The organism is Lactococcus nasutitermitis (assembly GCF_018403765.1).
GTDB lineage: Bacteria > Bacillota > Bacilli > Lactobacillales > Streptococcaceae > Lactococcus > Lactococcus nasutitermitis.
In genome coordinates, this window is sequence record NZ_BOVQ01000003.1 from 227897 (window position 1) to 254109 (window position 26213).

Here is a 26213-nt window from a genome sequence, read left to right on the forward strand (position 1 = left end):
ATTCATTTTCCTTTTTATTTAATCTTTTTAACTATCTCTGTTTTAAAATAATCCAGAGCCTTCCTATAGACTTCCGTTTTAAAACTAAAATCCATTTGAAGCAACTCATCCAAATCTACAAACTTATATTGAATAAATTCATGATCATACTTTTCAAGGTCAATATAAGCTGTCAAGTGCAATTTTATCAAAAAGTATTGCTGCTCTTGCCCAACATAAGTCCATGTTGGAAAAGTCATTCCAGCCGGAAAATCATATTTGAGAGTTCCAGGATATTTATCAATAATCTCAAAATCATTTGTCGCAAGTTCTTCCATAAGCTCACGTTTTAACGCTTCTTCCGCTGTTTCGCCTTTTTCAATACCACCTTGTGGAAATCCCCATGCAAGATGGTCTTCACGCTCGCCCAGCCATGTCTTTCCTTCATCATTAATGATAATAGCTGCAACATTTTTTCTATACTCTTTCATTTTTCACCAACTTTCTACACCTTTTTTCTGAAGTAACAGAATTTTTGATAGCATACTACGTGAAAATTTTACTTAATTTAATTTTACCATTTTTACAATAGATTTTATAGCCAATAGCTTTTATACTCTTTTTCTGATAACATTATGAAAAAACGTAGAATCTCCATTCTACGTTTATTTGACTATTTTAAAATTTTTTTGTTGACAGAAGTACCTGTGCACGTTTGAAAATATCAATATTGAACTTTTTACTCAAAACTTTACATAAATACAAAGCAATATTGAAATCAATGAAGCTCTGAACTAGACCACCAAAACCAATCAATAACAACAGATTCATCAATGAGTGCTGATCAAGATGCTGAAAACCTACCGAATAGAAAACCCACACAACAATCGTCTCCAAACCTGCATGAACAATACCAAGCAGAATGTTAAAAATTTGAAGTTGAACCTTATGATTAATAATATCAGGCTTTTTCTTGAGAACATAAGCCCCTGCTGTCATTGCAAAAAGGTGCATAAGCGCACGCAACCAAATCGTTGGCACAGGAATACTAATCATGAAACCAATCGTCGTTCCAATAGCAACGACTGCCGCCATCGCTGGGCTAAAAAACATAGCCGCCATAACTGGAACGTGAGAAGCCAAAGTAAATGAAGCCGGTCCAATAATAATTTTAGCTGGCATAACCATCGGAATCAAAATTCCAAGCGCTGTCAGCAACCCTCCAATAGCGAGATTCTTAGAGGGATTTTTTCTTTTTTGTTCCATATTGTGATATTCCTAACTTATTTATTTCTTAATTATAACAAGTTCCAGTTTCTTAAGCAAGTTCACTTTAGAAAATATTTTTTTATTCCTTTTGAATGTTCGTAATTTCCTAATATTTCCCTTTCTGAATTCCATTTTTATTTAAAATTCAAAAATATATGATTATAAAAACATCAAAAAAGAGAGCAAACCACTCACTCTCTTTCAAATTATTCGATGACATTATTCTGTTTAGTCATTTTTTCTGCCGTTGATCCCCCAACCCAGCAGTAATGATTGGATGGTACTCTTTTGTCTTTGAACGTGCATCCTTCAATAATTTTTGCCATGCCCGCCAAACGCTTGCTTCCGAATACCTCTCTGCTAATTCATAAGAACGCGTAGACATTTCTTGAAGTTTTTTAGGGTTTGTAAAAAGCTCAACCATTTTATCCGCCATCTCTTGAATTCCCTCATAAGGGAGCACATACCCATTTTCTCCATCAATTATTAATTCATTAGGCCCATAGTTCACATCATAAGTTAATCCAACCATACCATGACTGATAGCTTCCATCAATGATAAATTAAAGCCTTCCATAACAGAAGCTAAACCATAAATCTGTGCTTTTTTCTGTACAGCAGCCACATCAGTAGCATAATCATATTGATGAACAGCCTCTTCCATATGATATTCTTTAATTGCAGCATCAATCGCTTTCTGTGCAGCATCATTATCTCTATGATCTACGTAACCATAAAAATCAAGAGTAATATCTGGTACAGTTTCTCTAGCAATTCCAATTGCCCGTATGATATGATCAATCCGTTTTTCTGGAGCAACACGAGCTGTTACAAGCACGCTGTGTGGATCACGCTGTGCCATTGGAATCCGCTCTTCTTCAAATATACTATCAGGAACAATACCAACAGGGATTGTAAATAATTTAGTAGATGGCTTAAAACGTGCTTTTACATCACGTGTCTGTTTTTTTGTTGCTGAAATAACCGCATCATATCCATTTGCATTTGTGAGACTAAATTCATAAAAATTATTCATTACTGAGTGCATTGGATCTTGCGCATCTCCAGCGTGTGAATTATGCAGATGAAGAACTGTATAAGCCGGACGTTCCATATGCAATAAAGCCCAATCTGCCAAATGAGTTCTATCCATAATAAAGATATTGAGCTTATCATCCTGCCAATACTCTTCATTTAGACGATTGAGAAAATGTAAAGTAAGCTCCTCAATATTAGAGAACATGTATACTGTTCCATCTTCTTCAATCAAACGCCAATTCGTTTTTATATATTTTTTATTAGCATCATATCGATTATAGGTTTCAATTACTGGTTTTCCATCAATATCATACCATACTTCTGTACCAATCTTATTATCTGGTGTGTACCATTGTACCAAACTAACAAAGCCACGAAAATCATAAAAATCTACACGATAGAGATTACCAAAACCATCAAAATATTCAATCGCATTCACACGTTCCATACTATCATCTGTAAAATAACGAACACGAGCAATCAACTGTTGTCCTCGTAAAATAATATAACGTCCTTGTGCTGGTTCCTTATTGTAACTCAGATTATCAACTCCAAAATCTAAATCTTCTACATGAATAATCTTTTCTACAACTTTCTGGGTTCTTTGAAAGTAATCAAACATCACAAGTGTCTCATCTTCATTCACACCAACATCTGCTAAGAAGCGATGAATACTAGGACTCCACTCTCGAAAGACCAATTTAAAAGGTTCTTTATATTTACGAAATAATGCAGCACGTTTTAGCTGAGCATGCTCAATTCCTGAATTTTTTTGATTAAATGATGAATTGATGAAAAATAACATATTTTCTCCATTTCTTATTTTTATTTTTAACTCTTACTATTTATCTCTTACAAATAAATTATCAGCAATAACTTTATTATTCAACCAACGTCCCCAAGAACTTTCTTTGCTAAATTCTTGAGCTTTTTCATATGCTCCATGAGAAAGTTCTTTCCATTTTTCTTCTGATTGAATGGTATCAACCAATTTATTTGCAGCCATATCAATAGCTCCATAGGATACTAGATATCCATTTTTCCCTTCATCAATCAATTCTAATGGACCATACTTAACTTTATAAGAAATAATAGGAACTCCATAACTCATCGCTTCCAGCATATTCATTCCAAAAGCTTCCCCCTCTGAAGTATTAATCAAAAAACCAGCATTTGATATTTCAGTAGTCAAATTCTCGTCGGTTTGATAGCCTTTAAAATTCACAGCTTCTTTAACCCCAAGAGTTTCAGTGAGTTTTTCAAGCTCTTTTTGTAACTCATAAGGTGATGCATAACCCAATATTTCTAATTTTAATGTTGGAATTTTTTGATATGCTTTAGCAAAAATTTCAATCACATCAGCTGGTTTTTTTTCGCCAGATATTCTCCCTAGATAAATTATTTTATTACGGTCATGTGTAATTTTTTCTGGAGTTTTTACTTCTTCTGAGAATGTATCAGGAAGTGCTAATATGTGTTTAAACTTAAAATATTTTCCAATTTCAGATTTTTGCTTCTCAGTTGGCACAATAATCCCATCAAATTTATCTTTATATGTTGTAAAAAGGGGTTCCTGGTAATCAACGACTTGTCGTGACCCACCCGCTTGATTATTATTTTTTCCATGTGGATTATGAAGAAATTGCCATTTTCCAACTGCTCCATTGATTGCTGCTACCGCAGGAACAAGCGATGGGCGATCATTGATAAAAATACTAGGTGCTTGCACTGCAAGTTCATTCATAAAGAAAATGAAAAGTTCTTGTTCCGTATTAAAACGATATTTTTTTCCTTTATAATCAAGTAATTTATACATTGTAGGATTCAAAACACCATTAATATTCATATGAGTAATTTCAATTTTAGCTTTTCCTTGATAATCAAAAAATACTTGAGCCCCTAATGTATTATCTGGATGAAAATATTGTGTAGAGGATTTAAAACCCCGACGATCCCAGATATCTTTAGCAACCATTGCTCCCATATCATTATAATAATCCATTGAACCTACTAAACCAACTGTAGCAGAAGCAATATTAACCTTAGCAATCACGCGCCCTGCATGTTTAATTAGAGATTCATTTGCATCAACTCCCTCGATATGATAAGCATTTTTATCAATTACAGAGGTATAGCGAACATCTACATCCTTTTCTTCAGTATTAGTGATTTCTTGGAAATAATTATACATATTGATGATGTCCTTGTGACTTAATCCCACACGTCGTAAATCCCCAGCAAGTTGCGGATTATAATTCCGCGTCAAAATTTTAGCATCAACACCATAATCATGAAACATCTTTAAGCGTTTAATAGCAGAAAATTCTGTTCCTGAATTTAGTGTAAAAATATTTTCATTTACAAAATAGTTCATTATTATTCCTTTTCTTTCTTAATCAGTTAGTTATAACAATTATTAAATAGCACTTTTATGCAGTCGTTAAATGTAAATTTGATTGTTGCAAATCTTTATGCTGTTTTATAATCTTTTCAGGTTCCGATATTGTTTGAATATAAATCTTCTTCTCCTCAATACTTTCAGGAGCTGTAGGTTCTTCATAAACAAAATCATATTTTTCTGGCTCAACTGGTGCATCTATTCCTTTTACCGGACTAATAATGATATTTGTTTCAAGCTCACTTGTCAATGTAGCAAGTGGATGCTCTGGAAACATCATGGCGTTATCACTCTCATCTACAACAAAGTTATTGGCTACACGTACAAATTTCTTCACTTTCTTAATACAATTTATGAGTGACGAATTACCTGTAATGACTGAAAAAATTTGTTTCGTATTTTCTTCTAAAGCTTGCTGAAAATACGTTTTTGCATCATCATCATTTAAAAATGAATTTTCAAAAATAATATTTCTTGTTGAAATTTTTGTTTCTTTCTCTAAAATTAGAAGTTTTTGATTTAATTCTATAATGCTATTATCATAATTCTTCTTTGTATTATGGAAATGTTCAACAAAATCCTCTAAATGTGTATTTATCAAATTTAAAATAGGTTGATAGTACTTTTTCTGAATCAATATTTTTAATTCATCAGCAGTCTTTAACCGAGTAAGTTCTGATTCATCCATTTGTAAAGTATTTGCTAAAAAATTAATATTACGATGTGTGCTACTATAAATATCTGTATAGTCTCCAAACGAATTAATCAAGTCAATCATCATTTGAAGTCCATCTTTTGACTGAGAACTTTCCATAATATCATCGTTCAAAGTTTTAGAGATTGTTAAATATTTCTTATAGCTTTGAATAACTGAAGTAAACACTTTTTCTCGTTTTAGATATTCTTCTTTCCAGTCATTTACTCTTACTGATACTTTTTTGAGAATTTCTTCTACTTCACTTCCTCGATAAGCAATCGTACTATTGCCAAGCTCTGCAATTCTTTTCCCTCCAACTTTAACAAATATAGAAAGTTGGCTTTGATAATCTTTTAGATTTTGATTAAATTCTTTAGCAATTTTTTCTAATTCTTCATACAAAAAATTATACTTTTCCAACCATACAGATAATTCTGCTTTAGAAGTATTTTCTTCTGGTACATTATATTCATCTACAAAGTTATGGCCTGTCGCTTCATTAATGGGGAAAGTCAAAATATCATTTTGAATTAAAAATTCTTTCATTGTCAATATAGCTTTTTCAAATATTTTTTGATTTGCAGAAGCTTTTTCAAACAAAGTTAAAGATTTTTTATAGTCTTCTACTATTTTTCCATAATATTCTTTTTCTACATTGTATTTTGTAAGTTCACTATTGTAAATTGCTTCAATAATTTTGTCAGATTTGACAAGAGTTTGATAGTTAGCGACTAACTCATTATAGAATTTTTGAATACTAAATAATTTTTCTTTTGTATCATCATGCAAAGAACCAAAAGCATCGTAAGTCTGAGAATATCCTTTATAATCTTCTACCCAAACCATGTATTCTCCACTAAGAAAATGATATTCTTCCTGACCTTTCTGAAAAGTGGTTTCAATCTTTTCAAAACTTTCAGTTATTTTTCTCTTACTGACACTCATTTTTTGCATCTGAGTATCTAATTGTGTCTTTGCATCTCTACATGTATCTTCTGCTTTCACCTGCTTTTCCACTGCCACATTTAACCATTCTTGTATATCATCAAGAGCTTCTTTTACAGCTTTTTCTTTTTCCTGAACTTGTTCTAAATTTAATTTAGTAGCCTCATAATCAGCACGTACACTATTGTATTGCTTTGTTTTTTCTTCATACTGCTCTGCTATGGGTCCGTAAGCTTCATCTGCTCCCTCATACATATGCTTAATACGATCATAGCTCACAGTTATTTTTTGATAATTACTTTCAGCTTGTCCTCGCTGTTGGTTAAGCATATTATATTTTGAATTTAATACTTCCAAAACAGCTCTAAGCTTTCTTTGTCCCTCTGCCGAATTATCCAAATATTGATTAGAATTTTTAGCTGCTACTTGATTTTCATCAAAAAGTTTTTTTACAATGTTGTAACTTTCACTGACTTGCTGAAAAACATCTTTCCGAAAATTAAATTTCTCTTCCAAAGGTTTAAACTTTTCATTTAATTTTTCAATTTTACCTTCTGCTTCTTTTAATGCTTTCCCACGGAAATTTAAAATAATTTCATTAGCATCACTTGAGTTTTTAACTTCATCATAGTTTCGTTTTAATTCTATGTATTTAGAGTACTCAGCATCATAAATTACTTTTTCTTTTGTATATGGCTCAGAAATTTCCTGATATTTTTCTTGATGTTCTTGATACTTTTTTGCCATCATTTCAAAACTTGGGTTTATAAAATCAATTAATTCTTTTTGAACTTTTAAGTTACCTTCCAAGCTTGACAGTTGTCCATTTATTGTATTTAATTTCTCTTGTGTTGATGCTTTTGCTAATTTTACTCTACCAAATTCTTTATTTAGCGTTTCCCACTCATTTTTTACAGAATTTGCATAATGATATTTTTGTCGCGTTTCTTCGAGTATTTTTTTCTTTTGAGAAAAACTGTTTTCAAGTAGTTGATATACTGAATTAAATCCCTCAAACTTCTTTTTAGCTTCTTCAAATAATTCTGTATTTTTTTCTAAATCTTGTTTGACTTGAAAATACTCCAGACTTTGAACACCCTCTTTATTTGTAAGTTGTAGTATTTCTTTTTGGTTCTGCTTTAGAATAGTTTCTTTTTCATTAAAAAGTTGCTGAGCTTGCTCCATTTCTTTTACTACTTGAGAATACTCCTCTGAAATTTTTTGATAATCTTTCACATTTTTCAAGTAAGTATTTCTTGTATTTTCAAATGTAGCCATTTTGGAGATATAAAGCTTTTTTTTCTCACTCATCTCTCTTGATAATGATTCAAGTTGCATTTGAGAGGCTAGTAGCTCATCTCTTATTTTTTCATAAGTTGAATATTTCTCTTGATAGCTTTGATATTGTGTACGATACTTTTCAATCGCTTGTTTGTGACTAACTAAATCAACAGGATATACTGTTTGTTCTTCTGCCATATTTTTCTTCTCTACTTCTAATTGTTTTCCTACTATTTCTGAAACTTTCAAAGATTCTTTCTCCGAATTTTTATCGAATAAACCACTCAAGAAATTAAATAGATTGTCTTGCTTTTTAGTCATAACTTACTTAAATCTTTCATAAAATAATCTTTCATTTACCCATACTTTCATATGAATAAATGAAAATAATAATGCCAAGCAAACAAAGTTATAAAATTTTGTTTGCTAAAAAATGTTGCTTCACTCCCTAATTTATCTATTTAATCGAGCTGTAAATCTGAAAGTATGTTATTTTACTTTAAAGAGTAAAAATAAACCATTGATTGATAAGTTATATCAAATACTTATAAAAAAATTTCCCTACAATAATTTCATACTGTAGGGAATTCGCAACTCCCTTTATCAGAAAAGAATCAACTATTCTAATCCACTAAAAGTGAGATTAACTTCTTTTACGACGTTTGATTTCAGTTAATGTCAACGTTCCTACTAATAAACCAAATCCAAGTAAAGCAAGTTCTTCAGATGTGCTATTATCCGTACCTGTCTGTGGTAATGCACTCGCATCCATTCCACTGGCAGTTACTGTACTAGCAGAAGCTGGTGTACCAAGAACTGCTGCTTTCATAGCATTACCTGCCGAAGCAAGTGTCTTAGTTGCAGCATTCGTATTACTCATACCTGTGTTATTCTTGCCAGTATCATGTTTTTCTGTGCTATAAAGAGTATTAGCAATTGTTTGAGCAGCTGTTTCATCAGCAATCGCACGTTTTGCTTCTGCATTTGCAAGGGCTGCATCACTATTTGCTGCAGCAACTTCACTTGCGGCTTTACTTGCATAACTGTTTGCCAAAGAAATATTTCCTGCTGCAATAGCACTACTTGCTAAAGCAGCATCACTCTTAGCGGCTGCGGCTTCACTATTTGCTTTAGCTGCATCACTTGCGGCTGCGCTCTTAGCAGCATTAGCATCACTATTGAGACCTGCCAACGCTGAATTATCAGGATGTTGGTTAGCGATTGAATTCGTTACATTCGCTGCGGAACTTGCTGCGGAAGTGGCACTATTAGCATCAGAAATATCTGTATTTGCCATAGAATTTGCGTTTGAAGCTGTGTTAGAAGCACCAGATGTTGCTGATGATACAATATTTTTAGCTTCATTGGCATCACTTGCAGCACGACTCGCTTCTGATTGTGCGAGACTTGCATTGCTACTTGCTACACTGGCATCAGAACTTGCTGCCGCTGCTTCGCTTGCTGCTTTAGAAGCATAACTGTTAGATTCAGAAGCATTACCTGCGGCGGCTGCACTACTTGCAAGAGAAGCATCACTCTTAGAAGCATTTGCTTCACTGCTGGCCTTAGAGGCTGCACTTGAGGCAATACTTGCATCAGAACTTGCTGCATTTGAAGCTTGTGAAGCATCACTTGCAAGAGAGGCGAGCGAGCTATTATCTGGATTTTGGCTTGCAAGAGAATTTGTAACAGAATGTGCAGAGCTTGCTGTGCTGTTAGCATTATTAGCTTCACTAGCAGCATTACTTGCTTTTGAGCTTGCTCCTGAACCTACAATACTTGTAGCTTCACTTGCGGCATTACTTGCTTCACTTGCTGCGGAGCTTGCCTTACTTGCCTCGCTTGAAGCTTTGCTTGCTTCACTAGATGCTTTACTTGCATCACTTGAAGCAGCTGAACTATCTCCTGCAGCAGCTTCACTAGAAGCTTTATCTGCGTCTGATTGAGCTGCGGAGGCATCAGAACTTGCATTTGAAGCTTCGCTATTGGCAACACTATTCGCACTTGAAGCTTCACTAGCAAGATCAGAAAGAGAAGAATTTCCTGGATCATTACTTGCTAGGCTACTTGTAGCATCATTTGCGCTTGAAGCTGTACTTCCAGATTCACTAGCAGAACTTGATGCATTGCTTGCATTAGAAGATGCATCTGAAGCCACATCTGCTGGGTTGCTACTGCTTGTTGAACCATCTGATCCGTTTGAGCCGCCGGATGTTGAACCGTCTGATCCGTTTGAGCCGCCGGATGTCGAACCGTCTGGTCCATTTGAGCCGCCGGATGTCGAACCGTCTGATCCATTTGAGCCGCCGGATGTCGAACCGTCTGATCCGTTTGAGCCGCCGGATGTCGAACCGTCTGATCCGTTTGAGCCGCCGGATGTCGAGCCGTCTGATCCGTTTGAGCCGCCGGATGTCGAACCGTCTGATCCGTTTGAGCCGCCGGATGTCGAACCATCTGATCCGTTTGAGCCGCCGGATGTCGAACCGTCTGATCCATTTGAGCCGCCGGATGTCGAACCGTCTGATCCGTTTGAAGCATTTGATGAAGCTACATAACTAGATGCAGTTGAAGCATCGGAAGCTGCTTGACTTGCTGCTGAGTTTGCAAGACTAGCATCAGAGCTAGCTATTGCTGCATCGGAACTTGCCGCTGCGGCATCACTTGCTGCTTGACTTGCTAAACTATTAGCAGTTGAATTATCTCCTGTGGCAGCTGCACTACTTGCTTCTGCTGCTTCACTGCTTGATGCGCTCGCTTCGCTACTTGCTTTAGAGGCTGCACTTTCAGCTTCGCTCGCATATGAACTTGCTGCATCAGAAGCTTGTGAAGCATCACTTTCAAGAGAAGCGAGTGAGCTATCATTTGGATATTCACTTGCAAGAGAACTTGTAACAGAATGAGCTGAATTTGCAATACTATTGGCATCATTAGCTTCACTGGCAGCATTGCTTGCTTTCGAGCTTGCTCCTGAACCTACAATGCTTGTAGCTTCACTTGCGGCATTACTTGCTTCACTTGCTGCGGAGCTTGCCTTACTTGCTTCGCTTGAGGCTTGGTCTGCTTCACTTGAGGCTTTACTTGCATCACTTGAAGCGGCTGAACTATCGCCTGCTGCAGCTTCACTTGAAGCTTTATCTGCATCTGATTGAGCTGCTGAAGCATCTGAGCTTGCATTTGATGCTTCACTATTGGCAACACTATTCGCACTTGAAGCTTCACTTGCAAGATCAGAAAGAGAAGAATTGTCTGGATCATTGCTTGCTAAGCTACTTGTAGCATCGTTTGCACTTGAAGCTGTACTTCCAGCCTCGCTGGCAGAACTTGATGCATTGCTTGCATTAGAAGATGCATCTGAGGCAACATCTGCTGGATTTGAGCTTGATGTTGAGCCATCTGAACCTGTTGAGCCGTTGTCAACTGGTGTCCATTGTGCATATAGATAAAGGTTTGTGTAAGTCAGACCTGAAACGGCTTGACCGTCTGTGTATGCTGTACCTGTACCGTCAGCAGCTGTGTTCCAACCAGCAAATGTATAACCAGAATTGCTGAAAGTATTTGAAGCCAGTGTCACATTTCCGCTGCCGTCTGTAACAGTGTAAGCCATACTACCTGCTCCACCATTGGCATCGTATTGAACGATTGCGTAGATTGGAATAACATTACCATCACCTGTACCTGAATCTCCAGTCAATGGGTCTCCAACACTAAAGGTAGAGTAGAGGTATTCTCCAGCATATTGAGAAAGGTCAAGATTTGTAAAGTTAATCTTATTCTTTAGAGAATTTCCGTTAGCATCAACTACTACGTCTTGTTCAACTGTTGCAATCAGAGTCATCGTTGATGTATCTGTGCTTGTTGGGTCTGTTGTTGCGTATAGGTAGAATGTTCCGTCTTGCGTTGTACTAGGTTTATCAGAATTAAAGATTGATAGAACTGCACGAACATTTTGACTTGTGCCTGAGATACCAGCACCTGCGCCACCATCTACCGCATCATTGACATTGACATTGGTAATGTTGTAGTCAGCAGTACCTGTAAATTCTTGGTTGTCCTCACCATTTGCTACATCTGTTGCAGCTTGACTCGCTGCTGAACTTGCTACGTCTGCAGCACTTGATGCAACATCTGCAAGTGAACTTGCTGCTGATGCATCGTTAGAGGCGGCCGTATTTGCGGCTGTTTCTTTGTCACCAGCGCTACTTGCAATTGCTGTGTAGCTGCTTGCTGCTGAAGTATTACCTACTGCAGCAGCTGAGCTTGCTGCTGATGCGGCCGAACTTGCAATCGTTGCGTAAGAGCTTGCTGCTGCAACATCACTTGATGTTGCAGTTGAAGCAGAGTTTGCAGCGTTTGCAGCTGAACTTGCTAATGAAGCAGCACTCGAAGCAACAGACTTATCAGAAGCAACACTCGAATTAGCTGGATTCGCTGATGCAATACTGTTCGCAAGACTTGCTGAACTTGATGCGTTTGAAGCATAACTATTTGCAAGCGATGCAGAGCTTGATGCAGCTGAGTTGTAGTCGCCTTGATATACAAAGCTTACTGTAGCTGTTGTTGGCGTAATTGTTGCCGTATTTGCAGCGGCATTAACGAGCGTGTAACCTGAAATCGTTGGTGCTACTACTGTTTCATCGGCATACTTGCTATAATCGTAAGTACCAATTACTGTACCATCTGAAGTCACAGCGTTAATCACACCTGTAATAGGATTTGTGTTATATTGATAAACAACTGTTGTGTAACCTGTGTTTGTATAACCTTCATTGACACCCTGTGTTGCGTTAAGTGTACCTGTAACTGAGAAAGTTTCTGGAACAAAGGTATTATCTTTTTGACGGTCTGTTGTGAGAGCTACTTGACCTGTATAGTAGTTATTTGCTGTTTGCAGACCTTGAGAAATCTCAGCAGATGGGTCATTGAGTGTTAAACCAAGTGCCATTGTTGCTTGGCCTGTTGCACTATATTTTGTAGCTGATGGGTCTGTAATTGCTGCATAAGCATTTTGCATCGTAGTCTCAATAGAGTTGGTAGCTAACGTACCCGGAACAGTATTGAGAAGTGCTGTATCAGCAGTCAATACTGTACTCAAGTTTTGAATACCTGCATTGATACCTGACATCGGTGTCCCAATAACTGTTGTATTAAGGAATCCGCCATAAACAAGACCTTGACCATTAACGAGTGTATTTTCAGCTTTTTGAACCGAGTTATAAGCTGCTGTTAAAGCGTTTTGCGCTCCTGTTGCTGAAGTATCAAGCCTAGCTGCAGTGAGTAATGATGTTACTTGCGCAACATTCATCTGCGTCAAGTTTAATACTATATAACCTGGTCCCCAATTTTGTTGACTTGTTGAATTTACTCCAAAAAGATTTAACGCCCCAGAAAGTAATTGTGCGGCAGTTCCTGTTCCAACGTAATATTCAACAGTTGGAATATAGTTTTGAACATTCCAAGCTGGTGCTTGAATTGACGTTGTAAAGTTACTGATTGCCGAATTCAAATTGTTGAGATTATTTTGACCGTTACTTTGCAAACCTGTGATGGCATTGTCAACTGTATCAATAAATGCTGTTAAGATATTATTGACATTAGAATCAACGGCGGTCGTAAAGCTATGAGTACCTCCGTTAATCGTGTAAGTACCATCGCCATTATCTGTAACAGGAGCGAGGAAGTTTTCACCAAAGACACCATTGAGTCCTGTGAAACCTTTAGCCGCTGTAGAACCTGCTGTATTGATGGTTGCAGCTGCTGCATTAACATTTTGTTGATAAGCTTGCAATGCAGAAATGACAGCTTGCAATTCACCAATCACTTGATTTGATTCATTTGTAATAACGGGTGCTAATACTTGGGACGGTACTGGATTTGGAATAGCATTTTGTGGTATTAAATCACCAAGTCCAATACTTTCTGTAAATGAATTAACGGCAGAAATTGTTCCGATAAATCCATTTAATGAACTTTCTGCTGCAGATAACGAAGCAACATAAGCATTCAAGGAAGCATTATTTGCTACATTGGATGCTGCCATGCTCTTATCAGCTGCGGTCAGAATCGGATTTGTAGTTGTTGCGACAATCAGGTTAGATGCACCAGCTGCTGCGAGCATTGCATTTTCAGTCAATTGAGCTTCATAGAGTTTTTCATAGAGTGACTCAAGAGCGGAGTTGATATCGTTGTTAATCTTTGTTGCAGGTGCAACTGCTTGACTTGTCAACTGAGCGATGTTCTGCGCTCCATTTGAGCCAGGTGCATATGTTGAATTTGTACCTGATGTGAATGCTGAGTTCAAGAGTGATTGAGCTGCTGAGTTAGCTGTATAGCTTAACTGTACGAGAGCAGCATTACTTGCTTGAGATGTATAGTAACCCTCAACTTGAATACCTAAGTTGTTTGATGCTAAGTCGGCAATCATAACATTGTTATTTTGAATTGCTTGGTAAGCATTTGATACTTGAGCAGCTGTGATGTTGTTGATGAGTTCAGCAGATGATGTTGCTGTGGAATTAACATCAGATACAACAGAATTGACAACTGCGTTTGCACTTGAAGCAACTGCAGAGGCTGATGAAATCGCTGGAACAAGTGAAATCATTGCTGAAACAGCACTTGATGCCATCGCAGAAAGAGAGTTATATGCACTTGAAGCTGCGATATAAGCTGCTGATGATGTTGCACCATAAGCAGCATAAGAAGCTACCAATGATGCTTGAAGTGACATCCCATTTTGTGCATAGATAGCATCTGATGCAGTGGTTGTTGATACATTTGCTAATGAATTGAAAGTACTTGTTGCGCTTGATGCTGTGCTTGCTTCTGCTGAGATATTGGCGATATCTGTTGCTACAGATTCAGCAGATGATGTTGTTTGTGCATCGATATCTGCTGCTGTATTACCTTGTTCATCGAGAGTTGCTGCAATAGAAGCCGTTTCAGTATTTGCTAGAGAAATCAATTTCTGGTAAGCTGTTGCTGCAGCTGAAGCGGCAGCTGTATTGTTTGCAACTGCTGAGCTTTCAAGAACAAGATAAGAATTTTCTGCACTTGCTGCTGTATTATAGACTGCTGTTACAGAAGCAATCTGAGTATTTGTCGTTGTGAGTGCAGCTGAATTTGCATTATAAGTACTTGTTGCGGAACTTGCTGTTGAACTGGCCGTTGCGTAGGCTGCAGCGTAACTCGAGGCAAGCATTGAATAACCTTGCGTATAACCAACAGCACCTGTATAAGCTGCTGAACCTGCATAGTTTCCAATAATACCAACATTTCCATCAGATAAAGCAAAAATGATTTTTCCAAAAAGTGCTGTATTGGAATCAAGTGGACTATTATTTGTTACAACATTATAAGCTGCTGCTGCTGAGCTGGCTGCTTGTGATGCCGTCAGCCAACCAAGATTTTGCAAAAGTTGCATTTCTGTTGCATTAGAAGAAAATTCTGTATAGCCTGATGTGGCAGCTGCATTCCAGTAAGCCTCAGAACCAGTTTGTGCTTGGAATGTTGGGTCAGCAAATCCTGAAGAAGGATTTGTTGGAACTCCAAGAACCGTATTTACTGCGTTATTCCATGCTGTACCTGCTGCTGAACTTGCTACTGAAGCATTTTGTGATGCCACAGCAGACATACTTGAATTGTAAGATTTTCCTGCTGATTGCACTGCTGCTGTACTTGAAGCTGATGTTGCAGTACTTGAAAGTACTGGTAAAGATGCTGCAAGTGATGATGCTGTTGATGACAAGCTAATAAGTGTTGCTTGTGCATTTGATGCGGCAACGGCATAAGAACCTGCAACTGACAAAGCACTCAAAGCAAGAGAATTATTTGAAGACAAAATTGTGCTTGCAGAAGCTACAACAGACCCTACTGATGAAGAAAGGGCACTATAAGGAAGCGCATTGTATGAGCCTCCAGCAATTCCCAAAGCGTTGACTGCGTCAGAATGTGCTGCGTTTGCCACGGAAGCTTCTTGAGAGAGAACATCATCTCCTCCAGCAGATACTAGAACATTTGCAACTGAATAGTAGTTTGAAGTCAAAGAACTATTGACAGATTGAAGTGATGCGATAGATGAAGCATTCGCAGAAGCTGCTGATGAACCAATCGCTGCACCTTGAGAAGTACCAATAAAGTTTGATGATGTCAAGCTTGTATAGTAGCTTGAAGCTCCTTCATTGATTGTTGAGTAAGTCCCCCCAGCTAGTTGAACGTTTGCTGTGTTGCTATTATTTGTATTGCCGTTTGAATCTGCTGAGGCTTGTACCGTAATATTTGCTACGGAGATGCCTGCTTGAGAATTATCAGATGGAGCAGAAACTGTCCATGTGTAAGAGCCACCAGAGATGACATTTACACCATTTGAAGATGTGATTGTTGTTGTTTGTTTGATGTCAACGCTGACTGCACTTGAAACTGCTTGTGATGATGTTGCTGAGCCTGCTTGGATAGCTCCGTTAGAGTTCAAAGCTGTCGTTTCGGTTGTGTTGACAGGTGCAGCATTAGATACTGCATTGTTAGGATCATTGTTGGTCGTGATGTTAACCGCACCAGTCCCATTGGTGTTGTTAGGATTTGCTGTTTCAGCATTTCCTGAAGTTCCAGAATTTCCAGATGTGTTTTGTTTCAACTGGCTTGAGTCGCTGTTTACTGTTGTAGCATCTGTGTAGCTTGATGGATTTGCTGAAATAGCAGAACCTGCGTTTGCAGTTGCAATTGAGTTGGCAGCGGAAACGTTATCAATTCCTGCTGTTGCATCTGAGCCTAGATTTCCTGTTGCTGTGTTATCAGTTCCTGCCGAATTAGCAACATTGGAACCAGCAACTGTCGTCGTGCCGTTTTGTGTCTGAATCTGACTCGCATGAGCACTGATTGAAGACACCATTCCACCACCAGCTACGAGAGCTAGGATAGAAGAAGCATAGAGCCAATGCTTACCAGATTTCCATGTACGAAAATTTTCATGCACTTTGGCATCTTTAGGAATTTTAAAGTTATTTCCCATCCGTTTTTCTCCTTTTTGGATATTTTTTCCTTCCCAATGAGACTATCCACTATAATCTTTTTCATGCCACTTTTCTCTTGGGATTTTATAAAAGTGTCATGCTTTTCAACTTGTTTTTAATCTTGCAAGTAAGACTAAAAATAGGTTGAAAAGGAATACAATCAATGCTAAAAGGCTTGCCTTGTAAGCTTTCTCTTGCGCATATGCGCAAGAGAAAAAGGGAACCTTTTTCAAATTATGAAAATCATTACATTGTATTTTATGGATTACAATTTAATTTTAGTCTATTTCTTTCTAAAAGTCAACAGTCTTTTTCATATTTAATTATTTTTAATTTTCTGATTTTTTTATATAAAAAAGTAGTCACTATTATTATAGTGACTACTTTTTAAAAATAATTTTTTATTTATAGTTCTTTTTGTCCTGCTCTGCTGAAATTGTCAACATCTGCTTGGATTTCTTTGATGAATGTTTCAAGAGGGATAACTTTGGTTTCTTTTGAGCCATAACGACGGATATTTACTGTGCGTTCTGCTGTTTCGCTGTCTCCGATGACAATCTGATAAGGAATTTTATGGGTTTGTGATTGGCGAATCTTGTAGCCCATTTTTTCGTTTGTTTCATCCACTTTGACACGGAATCCTTTATCTTGTAGAGCGTGTTGGATTTCCCAAGCGTAGTCTGCATGAATTTCGTTGTTGACTGGAATGATTGTTGCTTGTGTTGGAGCGAGCCATGTTGGGAAGGCGCCTTTGTAAACTTCGATAAGATAAGCCGTGAAGCGTTCCATTGTTGAGACGATACCTCGGTGTATCATGATAGGGCGATGATTTTGTCCATCTGCGCCAACGTATTCGAGTTCAAATTTTTCTGGAAGAAGGAAATCAAGTTGGATGGTTGAAAGCGTTTCTTCATTGCCAAGTGCTGTTTTAACTTGGACATCAAGTTTAGGTCCGTAAAATGCGGCTTCGCCTTCTGCTTCAAAGTATGGAAGGTCTAGTTCGTCCATTGCTTGCTTGAGTTGAGCTTGTGCTGACTCCCACATCTTGTCGTCTGGATAATATTTTTCTGTATCTTTAGGGTCACGATAGCTCAAGCGGAAACGATAATCTGTGATATTAAAATCAGCATAGACATCTGTCATCAATTTCAATGTCCATTTGAATTCGTCTTTGACTTGGTCTGGTGTGACGAAAGTATGTCCATCATTGAGGGTCATTTCACGAACACGTTGAAGTCCTGAGAGAGCACCTGATTTTTCATAACGGTGCATCATACCGAGTTCGGCGATACGGACTGGTAATTCACGATATGAGCGAATATGATGTTTGTAAATCTGGATATGACTCGGACAGTTCATTGGACGAAGTTCTAATTCTTCTCCTTCACCCATATCCATTGGTGGGAACATATCTTCGCGATAATGGTCCCAGTGACCAGATGTTTTATAGAGGTCAAGATTTGCCATAACTGGTGTGTAAACGTGTTGGAAACCGGCATTGACTTCGCGGTCAACAATATAACGTTCTACAATACGGCGAATCGTTGCGCCGTCTGGCATCCAATAGGCAAGTCCTGAGCCGACTTCTGAATCGGTAAAGAAAAGGTCAAGTTCACGTCCGAGTTTACGGTGGTCGCGTTCTTTTGCTTCTTCACGGAATTTGAGATTGGCAGCAAGGTCTTCTTTTGTGAACCAAGCCGTCCCATAAACACGTTGCATCATTGTGTTATCAGAATTTCCGCGCCAGTAAGCCCCTGCAACATTGAGTAAATGGAAGAATTTTACAAATCCAGTGGATGGTACATGTGGTCCACGGCAAAGGTCAGTGTATTCTCCTTGCGTATAAATCGTCAAACCGCCTTCGTCTTCATTGTGTTCTTCAATGAGTTCGAGTTTATAAGGGTCATTTTTGAAAATTTCTTTTGCTTCTGCTTTGCTGACTTCACGACGAACAGATGGAAAATTTTCTTTGGAAATCTTTTTCATTTCAGCTTCAATAACGGCGAGGTCTTCATTTGTGATTTGTCCTGCTTCATTGTCTGTATCATAGTAAAAACCGTCTTGAATAGCAGGTCCTACTCCTAAATGAATATCTGGGAAATGACGGCGTGCCGCTTGAGCAAATAAATGCGCTGCGGAATGACGCAAAATACCAAGTGCATCCTCATGCTGAGGAGTTACAATCTCAAATGTCGCATCTTCATTGATAGCACGTGTCACATCAAGAATTTTTCCATTGACTTTACCTGCGAGGGCTTTTTTTGCCAAACTTGGAGAGATGGACTTTGCGATATCAAGAGTTGAACTTCCTGCTTCAAATTCTTTTACTGCGCCATCTGGAAATGTAATTTTAATCATGTTGATTACCTTTCTATATTTCATTCTATCTATATGATAGAAAAATTTTGTAAATAAAAAACGCAAACCTTGTCCTAAAAAGGGCGCAAATTTGCGTGTTACCACCTTTGTTTAATTTCTATAAGCCTTAAAATAAATCTTACAAAAATTTTCTCATCGTTGACGTATCGTGTCAGGGACGCTTCTCGTTTCCAAAAAGGATTATTTGAGTAGTATTTTTAGTCGTCCCTTGTGAACTCACACCAGCCGTTCACTCTCTGTAAAGTTATAGCTAAAAACTTGTCTCTGATATTATTTTAAGCTGTTATGCTTTTTTTGTCAAGTTTTTTATGCTGTTCTTATTATCTTATCTTTTTCTTATAATAAAAAATGAGATATAAAAAGAGCGAGAAATTTTACGCTCTTTTATTTTATAATACTTTTTGTTATGTGTTTTAGTGCATAGATTGGGTGATAAATCAACATTCTTGGGCCAGAGAAGCACATGATTTTTTGGATTTTTTCTCGCATATCTTTTCGGTAACAATGCACAGGACATTTTTTACAGGTTGTTTTTTGCTCGCCAAAGCGACAGAATGACAAACGTGTTTGTGCATAATCTGCTAGCGTTTGACAGTCTTCACACAGTTCATTTTTTGTATTATGGTGTTTGCGACAATAGAGCTGTATCATGAGAGATACTGTTGCTTTTTCTTCACGAATTTTTGGACCGTTATTGATTTTCTTAGACATTTTAGTGTCTTTGTTCGATATTTCTTTTTGTTTTATATTCTAGAAAATCTTGGGCAACGGCGGGTTCAAAGTCTTGAAGTTGCTTTACAACTTGATTTTGGATGGTTTCAATCTCAATTTTTTCAAAAGGAAGTTCAGCAATCACTTTTTCGACTACTTTTGTGACGTTATTTGCTATCATGTTGGCATGGAGAGGCTTGTCTGCATATTTTCCAAAGATAGCTGCTTTGAAAACTGCTGTTTGAATACGAAATGAATCCCAATCGACAACGTGTCCATTGCGTTTGATAACTACTTTATTGGCTAATTTTACTTGCATTATGATACCTCTTTCTTATTTTTCTTTAATACTATTATAACAAATTTTTCATTATTTTTAATGAAATATCTGTTTATTTTTTAGATTTAGAAAGTTTCAACTACTAAAACCACATTTAGTATTGTTACAAAGGCGCCAATGAGGAGTAAAAGCCACTTTGTGTACCATACATTTTTGTATTTCCCCATCACTTTTTTTGAACTTGTGAGGTAAATCTGCAAGAAAATTGTGATTGGAAGTTGAATACTGAGAAAAACTTGTGAATATATCAGAATATTGAAAGGTGAAACTAGAAAGCTCAAACCACAAATAGCAACTGTTGCTCCTATGATTGTAATCAAAACGCCCAAACGACTATGTGGGTCTTCGGCATCGTAAGGTTCGCTGAAAAGTCCTGCAAAAATTGAACCTCCTGCCATTCCTGCTGTCACCGATGATGCCACTCCTGCAAATAAGAAGGCAATGGCAAACAAAATAGCGGCGGCTGGTCCAAGTAAAGGAATTAACATTTCCTGCGCTTGATTGATTTCGGTGACGACACGTGGAAAGAATAGCGCAGCGGCAATAATAATGAGGGCGGAATTAATCACCCACCCTAAAAACATTGAAAAGAGTGTATCGAAAAATTCAAATTTTAGTTGACGTTGAATGACTGCTTCATTTTGTAAATTCCACTGCCGACTTTGGATGACTTCGGAATGTAGGAAAAGGTTGTGGGGCATTACTACTGCTCCGAGTGCTGACATAATGATAGGAATGGATTTCCCACTCACAAATGGTACGACCATTCCCTTTACTGCCTCTCCCCAGCTGATATGCGGTATGATAAATATTTCGAGTAAAAGTGCAATACCAATCATACTCACAAAACCAATGATGACTTTTTCAATTTTTGAATATGAATTGCTGAATAAGAGCCAGATGACAAGGACTGCTGTAAGTGGTGAGCCGACGACAATCGGGATGTGGAAAAGCATTTGTAGTGCTAATGCTCCACCAAGGATTTCAGCAACTGCTGTGGAAATGGAAGCAAGTACTGCGGTTCCTAAAATAATACGACTTATTGTTGGACGTAAATGTTCTGTCGCATTTTCTGAAAGACATTTTCCTGTGACTATTCCTAAATGAGCGACATTGTGTTGGAGGAAAGTCAACATTATAGTTGAAAGTGTGATGACCCAAAGTAATTTATAGCCAAATTGTGAACCGGCGGCAAGGTTTGCTGCCCAATTACCAGGGTCTATAAAACCTACTGCTACTATCAGTCCTGGACCGACATAGCGCAAGAAATTAAGTGCTGGATATCGTTTATCCTGAAGAATTTTACTAATTTTCATATTAAGTTTATTATAACACAAGTCAGAAAAAACAGTTTCTTACTAAAAGAAACTGTTTTTTTATTGCTTTATTTAGTCAGCAATGATAAAACGTTCGTCGTCTTCTACGAAAGTTTTATCTCCTGCTGGTGCTTCGATTGAACCAAATACAAGTTGTCCGCGGAGTTTCCAGTTTTCTGGGATATTCCATTCTTTAGCGACTGCTTCGTCAATCAATGGATTGTAATGTTGTAAGTTAGCTCCAAGTCCAATTTCTGAAAGTGCTGTCCAAGCATTAACAGTGATAATTCCTGAACCTTGCTCTGACCAAACTGGGAAGTTTTCAGCGTAAAGTGCAAATTGTTCTTGCAATCCTTTTACAACTGCTTGGTCTTCAAAGAAGAGTGCTGTTCCAAATGCTGCTTTGAAACCTTCAAGTTTTGTTTTTGTACTATCCCAAGCTGATTCAGGCGCTCCTTGTGCTTCCATAGCTGCTTTAAGTTCTGTAGCTACGATTTCTCCCCAAAGTTTGTCTTGAGCTTCTCCTGTTAGAATAAGAACACGTCCTGTTTGTGAATTAAAGGCTGTTGGCGAGAAACGAACGGCTTCTTTGATTGTTGCGATTGCTTTTTCTGCTTCTACATTTTTTCCTAGAGCGTAGATTGTGCGGCGGTTTTCAAGTGTTTTTAAGAATGACATAATAAATCTCCTAAGTATTTTTTTATAGTAGATGAGAAGTTATCCCTCATCGTTTACATTTGTAATTTTAACAAATTTATATTTCTCTGTAAAGAAATTTGATTTCTTTTTTTATTATAAAAAAATAGATTTCTTAAAAGAAATCTATTTTCATTATTATTTTGTTCCAAATAAACGGTCGCCTGCATCACCAAGCCCTGGAACGATATAGCCGTGTTCATTGAGATGGTCATCAAGAGCGGCAGCGTAGATATCAATATCTGGATGTGCTTCTTGGAGGGCTTTCACTCCTTCTGGTGCTGCAACGAGACAGACGAATTTGATATTATTAGCATTGCGTTTTTTCAAACTATCAATCGCTAGAATAGCTGAACCACCTGTGGCGAGCATTGGGTCAACAAGGAAAATCTGACGGTCCGCAATATCTGTAGGTAATTTTACTAAATACTCAACAGGCTTGAGTGTTTCTTCATCACGATACATTCCAATATGTCCAACACGAGCAGCTGGAATGAGTTTCAGAATTCCATCAACCATGCCGATGCCTGCGCGAAGAATTGGGACAATCGCTAGTTTTTTACCTTGAAGTTGCTTCACTGTTGCTTTGGCAACTGGCGTTTCGATTTCAATGTCTTCTAAGGGGAGGTCACGAGAAACTTCGTAAGCCATAAGCATTCCGATTTCATCAACGAGTTCGCGAAATTCTTTGGTTGAGACTTCTTTGCGACGTAGGATTGAGAGTTTGTGTTGAATAAGTGGGTGTTCAACGACTTGAAAATTTGACATTTTGAAAAACCTTTCATATCTATTTACTTTATTTTATCATTTTTGTGGGAAAATGTCTGTGTTTTTTTGATGTTATTTTTTTAAAATAAAAGTACCTTGTTAGGGTACTTTTATGGATAGTGGATTTATTTTTTACATCATGCCACCCATCATTGATGGGTCCATAGCTGGGGCTGCGGGAGCTGCAGGTTCTGGTTTATTGGCTACAACAGCTTCTGTAGTCAAAATCAATCCTGCGACGGAAGCAGCGTTTTGAAGGGCTGAACGCGTAACTTTGGCTGGGTCAACGATACCTGTATCAATCATATTTTCCCATTTGCCTGTAGCAACGTTAAAACCGATTCCTGTTTCACTTGATTTTAATTTGTCAATGATGACAGAGCCTTCGTAGCCACCGTTTGCGGCAATTTGGCGAACGGGCTCTTCAAGGGCTTTGAGGACAATGTTGACACCTGTAGCAATGTCGCCTTCAACTTCAAGTTTTTCAAGACTATGAGACACATTGACAAGAGCTGTACCACCACCAGCAACGATACCTTCTTCAACGGCGGCACGCGTTGCGTTGAGTGCGTCCTCGATACGAAGTTTCATTTCTTTGAGTTCTGTTTCTGTGGCTGCGCCGACTTTTACAACGGCAACGCCGCCAGCGAGTTTTGCGAGACGTTCTTGAAGTTTTTCACGGTCGAAATCGCTCGTTGTTGTTTCGATTTGTGCTTTGATGATAGCTACACGATTGGCAATGGCATCTTTACTACCTACTCCTTCAACAATAGTTGTGTGTTCTTTATCAACCGTTACTTTGCTTGCTTGTCCAAGAGCTTCAAGTGTTGTGTCTTTGAGTTCAAGTCCGAGCTCGTCTGTGATGACTGTGCCACCTGTCAAGATAGCGAGATCTTCAAGTTGGGCTTTACGACGGTCTCCGAAACCTGGTGCTTTGACGGCAACAACATTGAATGTTCCACGAATTTTATTGAGCACGAGAGTTGGGAGGGCTTCGCCATCAACGTCATCAGCGACAATCAAAAGTGGACGGTTTGTTTTCAGGATTTCTTCAAGGAGTGGTAAAATTTCTTGGATATTTGAAATTTTCTTGTCCGTGATAAGAATATATGGATTGTCAAGGTTGGCAACCATTTTTTCATTGTCTGTAACCATGTATTGGCTGAGGTAACCACGGTCAAACTGCATTCCTTCGACGACTTCAAGTTCTGTTTGCATTCCTTTTGATTCTTCAATCGTAATGACGCCGTCATTGCCGACTTTTTCCATTGCATCTGAAATGTATTCACCGATTTTTTCTGAGCGTGATGAAACGGCGGCAACTTGAGCAATTGCCTCTTTGCCAGACACTGGAATAGCGAGTTCTTCGAGCGCTTTGACCGCTGTTTCTGTGGCGAGTTCAATACCGCGACGGATACCGACTGGATTCGCACCAGCGGTCACATTTTTCAAGCCTTCGCGAACAATGGCTTGTGTGAGAACTGTAGCAGTTGTTGTTCCATCTCCTGCGACGTCATTGGTTTTGCTTGCCACTTCGCTGACGAGTTTTGCGCCCATATTTTCAAAATGGTCTTCAAGTTCGATTTCTTTGGCAATCGTAACACCATCATTTGTGATGAGTGGGCTGCCGTATGATTTTTCGAGAACAACGTTGCGTCCTTTTGGTCCAAGGGTTGTTTTTACTGTATCTGCAAGGATGTCAATGCCGCGTACCATGGCGCTGCGGGCATCTGCTGAAAATTTGATTTCTTTTGACATTTTATTTTTCCTTCTATTCCTATATTATTCTACGATTGCTAGAATGTCAGATTCTTTAACGATGAGCACTTCTTCGCCATCAATCTTGACTGTTGTGCCGCCGAATTTTTCAAAGATGACTTGGTCTCCAACTTTGACTGTGGGGGCAATGACTGTGCCATGATTGGTCGTTCTACCTGCTCCTACGGCAATAACTTCTGCAGTTTGTGGTTTTTCTTGAGCTGCAGATGCCAGCACAATCCCACCTATTGATTTTTCTTTTTCTTCTTTGATGCGCAAAACCACGCGATCAGCTAAGGGTTTCAACATGAATTTATCCTCCGTAAGTTAATTTTTTAGTTTCATTAGCACTCTTTGTATTAGAGTGCTAAATTACAATTCTTATTTTACCGCGAAGGTCAAAAATAGTCAAGGAAAAACTTTTATTTTTTTCTCATAAAAAATTCTGCCTGATTTGACAGAATTTATGCTTTAAATTTTTTGACAGTTCTGTCAAAAAGGGAGTTCTTCGGCATCAAGTGTAATTTCTTCTGAATTTGTGTGATTGGCACGACGTGCGATTGTTGCACGGCTTTCGAGCAGGTCATAAGTGAGTCCAAGCACTTCTGTGATGTAACGTTTTTGCTCTTGCTTATCAGTATAACTGCGCGTTCTAATTTCGCCTTCAACAGACACTAAGATTCCTTTTTGCGCATATGTCGCAAACGTTTCTGCGGTTTTCCCCCAGAAAACAACAGAGATGAAGTCGGCTTCGCGTTCCCCATTTTGATTTTTAAATCGTCGGTTGACAGCTACTGTTGTGCGTGTGACGCTTTTATCTGTTGGTGTTTTGACGATTTCAGGTGCGGCAACAACCCGACCAATAAGCATTGTTTTATTCATATTTTTTCCTCCAAAAAGTGTTGCTACTTTTATATACGGAAAAATTTATGATATGTCACAAAAAAATCTTGATAAAATCAAGATTTTTTTATTAGTTGTGCCACATTGTGGTTGGTTCAAAAGCTAGTCCTGCTGTCAAATCATCTGAAAGTTCCATAATTCCGCGGACTTGAGGTGCATTTGGTAATTCTAATTCACGTGCGGAGCAAAGCATTCCAAAACTTGGTACACCACGCAATTCGCCTGGGAAAATCAGCGCACCATCTGGCATCATACTTCCTGGTAATGCCGCAACTGTTTTCAATCCAAGGCTTGCATTTGGCGCACCGCAAACGATTTGTACATTTTCTTCCAAACCAACATTGACCTGGCAAATATGCAAATGGTCACTGTCTGGGTGTTCAACCATTTCAACGATTTCGGCAACGACAAACTTTGGCTGAGCATCGTAAGTCAATTTATCAGCAAAACCTGATTTTTCCAAGGCTGTGTTGAGTTTTTCCACGTCATCAGCACTCAATTTGACTTCACCATTTTTTGACAACTCTGTCAAACTTTTTAAGAGTGATTTTGCTTCAAAAATGTTCCAGCCAACTGTTTCTCCCGTGTCTTCCTGATAAACACGCGCGATATTTTCTTTGCGCTCAAAAGTCACTTTTTTTCCTTCGTCATTTGCCACAACAAGCAGTAAAACGTCGCCCACGTGTGTGTTGTAACTTGCAATCATTTTCTCATTTTTCCTTTATTTTTT

The 26213-nt window shown here is 38.2% G+C and carries 16 protein-coding genes; all 16 read right to left on the bottom strand.

What is annotated here, in order from left to right; all coding sequences use genetic code 11:
- Positions 1–14: 14 nt before the first annotated feature.
- The 16 genes from KJS36_RS03850 to ytpR all read right to left on the bottom strand — a co-directional run bounded on the left by KJS36_RS03850 (position 15) and on the right by ytpR (position 26189).
- A complete protein-coding gene (locus KJS36_RS03850) occupies positions 15–470 on the bottom strand; it encodes an RNA pyrophosphohydrolase (protein WP_213534511.1) in 456 nt (151 codons plus the stop codon).
- A gap of 187 nt (positions 471–657) precedes the next feature.
- A complete protein-coding gene (locus tag KJS36_RS03855) occupies positions 658–1245 on the bottom strand; it encodes a hypothetical protein (protein ID WP_213534513.1) in 588 nt (195 codons plus the stop codon).
- 235 nt (positions 1246–1480) lie between these two features.
- On the bottom strand, positions 1481–3091 hold the full coding sequence (locus KJS36_RS03860; RefSeq protein WP_213534516.1) for a glycosyltransferase family 4 protein: 1611 nt from the start codon (positions 3089–3091) through the stop codon (positions 1481–1483).
- A gap of 36 nt (positions 3092–3127) precedes the next feature.
- On the bottom strand, positions 3128–4660 hold the full coding sequence (gene asp1, locus KJS36_RS03865) for an accessory Sec system glycosyltransferase Asp1 (RefSeq protein ID WP_213534518.1): 1533 nt from the start codon (positions 4658–4660) through the stop codon (positions 3128–3130).
- Between the two features lie 55 nt (positions 4661–4715).
- Positions 4716–7928, bottom strand: coding sequence for a coiled-coil domain-containing protein (locus tag KJS36_RS03870; protein ID WP_213534520.1), 3213 nt, complete (start codon positions 7926–7928; stop codon positions 4716–4718).
- A gap of 322 nt (positions 7929–8250) precedes the next feature.
- The gene (locus KJS36_RS03875) at positions 8251–16611 is read right to left on the bottom strand and encodes a beta strand repeat-containing protein (RefSeq protein ID WP_213534522.1); all 8361 of its coding nucleotides are present in this window, start codon (positions 16609–16611) and stop codon (positions 8251–8253) included.
- Positions 16612–17017: 406 nt separating this feature from the next.
- Positions 17018–18970: a threonine--tRNA ligase gene (gene thrS, locus KJS36_RS03880; RefSeq protein ID WP_213534524.1), complete on the bottom strand. Its 1953-nt coding sequence runs from the start codon at positions 18968–18970 to the stop codon at positions 17018–17020.
- Positions 18971–19375: 405 nt separating this feature from the next.
- Positions 19376–19702: a nitrous oxide-stimulated promoter family protein gene (locus KJS36_RS03885; RefSeq protein ID WP_213534526.1), complete on the bottom strand. Its 327-nt coding sequence runs from the start codon at positions 19700–19702 to the stop codon at positions 19376–19378.
- A 1-nt stretch (position 19703) separates the two neighbouring features.
- On the bottom strand, positions 19704–20021 hold the full coding sequence (locus tag KJS36_RS03890; RefSeq protein ID WP_213534528.1) for an ATP cone domain-containing protein: 318 nt from the start codon (positions 20019–20021) through the stop codon (positions 19704–19706).
- Positions 20022–20107: 86 nt separating this feature from the next.
- On the bottom strand, positions 20108–21358 hold the full coding sequence (locus tag KJS36_RS03895; protein ID WP_213534530.1) for an Nramp family divalent metal transporter: 1251 nt from the start codon (positions 21356–21358) through the stop codon (positions 20108–20110).
- 72 nt (positions 21359–21430) lie between these two features.
- On the bottom strand, positions 21431–22036 hold the full coding sequence (locus KJS36_RS03900; RefSeq protein WP_213534532.1) for a nitroreductase family protein: 606 nt from the start codon (positions 22034–22036) through the stop codon (positions 21431–21433).
- A gap of 156 nt (positions 22037–22192) precedes the next feature.
- On the bottom strand, positions 22193–22822 hold the full coding sequence (gene upp / locus KJS36_RS03905) for a uracil phosphoribosyltransferase (RefSeq protein WP_213534534.1): 630 nt from the start codon (positions 22820–22822) through the stop codon (positions 22193–22195).
- Between the two features lie 132 nt (positions 22823–22954).
- Positions 22955–24580 (bottom strand): chaperonin GroEL, encoded by a 1626-nt coding sequence (groL, locus tag KJS36_RS03910; protein WP_213534536.1) that lies wholly within the window; start codon positions 24578–24580, stop codon positions 22955–22957.
- A gap of 24 nt (positions 24581–24604) precedes the next feature.
- Positions 24605–24889: a co-chaperone GroES gene (groES, locus tag KJS36_RS03915; RefSeq protein ID WP_213534539.1), complete on the bottom strand. Its 285-nt coding sequence runs from the start codon at positions 24887–24889 to the stop codon at positions 24605–24607.
- Between the two features lie 183 nt (positions 24890–25072).
- Entirely contained in the window at positions 25073–25462 is a 390-nt protein-coding gene (locus KJS36_RS03920) for a single-stranded DNA-binding protein (protein WP_213534540.1), read from the bottom strand.
- A 91-nt stretch (positions 25463–25553) separates the two neighbouring features.
- Complete coding sequence (ytpR, locus tag KJS36_RS03925; RefSeq protein ID WP_213534543.1) at positions 25554–26189, bottom strand: YtpR family tRNA-binding protein; 636 nt, start codon at positions 26187–26189, stop codon at positions 25554–25556.
- Between the last annotated feature and the right edge of the window lie 24 nt (positions 26190–26213).

Coding starts and splice junctions, on each gene's coding strand:
- KJS36_RS03850 (WP_213534511.1), bottom strand. CDS start 470: ATGAAAGAGTATAGAAAAAATGTTGCAGCTATTATCATTAATGATGAA.
- KJS36_RS03855 (WP_213534513.1), bottom strand. CDS start 1,245: ATGGAACAAAAAAGAAAAAATCCCTCTAAGAATCTCGCTATTGGAGGG.
- KJS36_RS03860 (WP_213534516.1), bottom strand. CDS start 3,091: ATGTTATTTTTCATCAATTCATCATTTAATCAAAAAAATTCAGGAATT.
- asp1 (WP_213534518.1), bottom strand. CDS start 4,660: ATGAACTATTTTGTAAATGAAAATATTTTTACACTAAATTCAGGAACA.
- KJS36_RS03870 (WP_213534520.1), bottom strand. CDS start 7,928: ATGACTAAAAAGCAAGACAATCTATTTAATTTCTTGAGTGGTTTATTC.
- KJS36_RS03875 (WP_213534522.1), bottom strand. CDS start 16,611: ATGGGAAATAACTTTAAAATTCCTAAAGATGCCAAAGTGCATGAAAAT.
- thrS (WP_213534524.1), bottom strand. CDS start 18,970: ATGATTAAAATTACATTTCCAGATGGCGCAGTAAAAGAATTTGAAGCA.
- KJS36_RS03885 (WP_213534526.1), bottom strand. CDS start 19,702: ATGTCTAAGAAAATCAATAACGGTCCAAAAATTCGTGAAGAAAAAGCA.
- KJS36_RS03890 (WP_213534528.1), bottom strand. CDS start 20,021: ATGCAAGTAAAATTAGCCAATAAAGTAGTTATCAAACGCAATGGACAC.
- KJS36_RS03895 (WP_213534530.1), bottom strand. CDS start 21,358: ATGAAAATTAGTAAAATTCTTCAGGATAAACGATATCCAGCACTTAAT.
- KJS36_RS03900 (WP_213534532.1), bottom strand. CDS start 22,036: ATGTCATTCTTAAAAACACTTGAAAACCGCCGCACAATCTACGCTCTA.
- upp (WP_213534534.1), bottom strand. CDS start 22,822: ATGTCAAATTTTCAAGTCGTTGAACACCCACTTATTCAACACAAACTC.
- groL (WP_213534536.1), bottom strand. CDS start 24,580: ATGTCAAAAGAAATCAAATTTTCAGCAGATGCCCGCAGCGCCATGGTA.
- groES (WP_213534539.1), bottom strand. CDS start 24,889: ATGTTGAAACCCTTAGCTGATCGCGTGGTTTTGCGCATCAAAGAAGAA.
- KJS36_RS03920 (WP_213534540.1), bottom strand. CDS start 25,462: ATGAATAAAACAATGCTTATTGGTCGGGTTGTTGCCGCACCTGAAATC.
- ytpR (WP_213534543.1), bottom strand. CDS start 26,189: ATGATTGCAAGTTACAACACACACGTGGGCGACGTTTTACTGCTTGTT.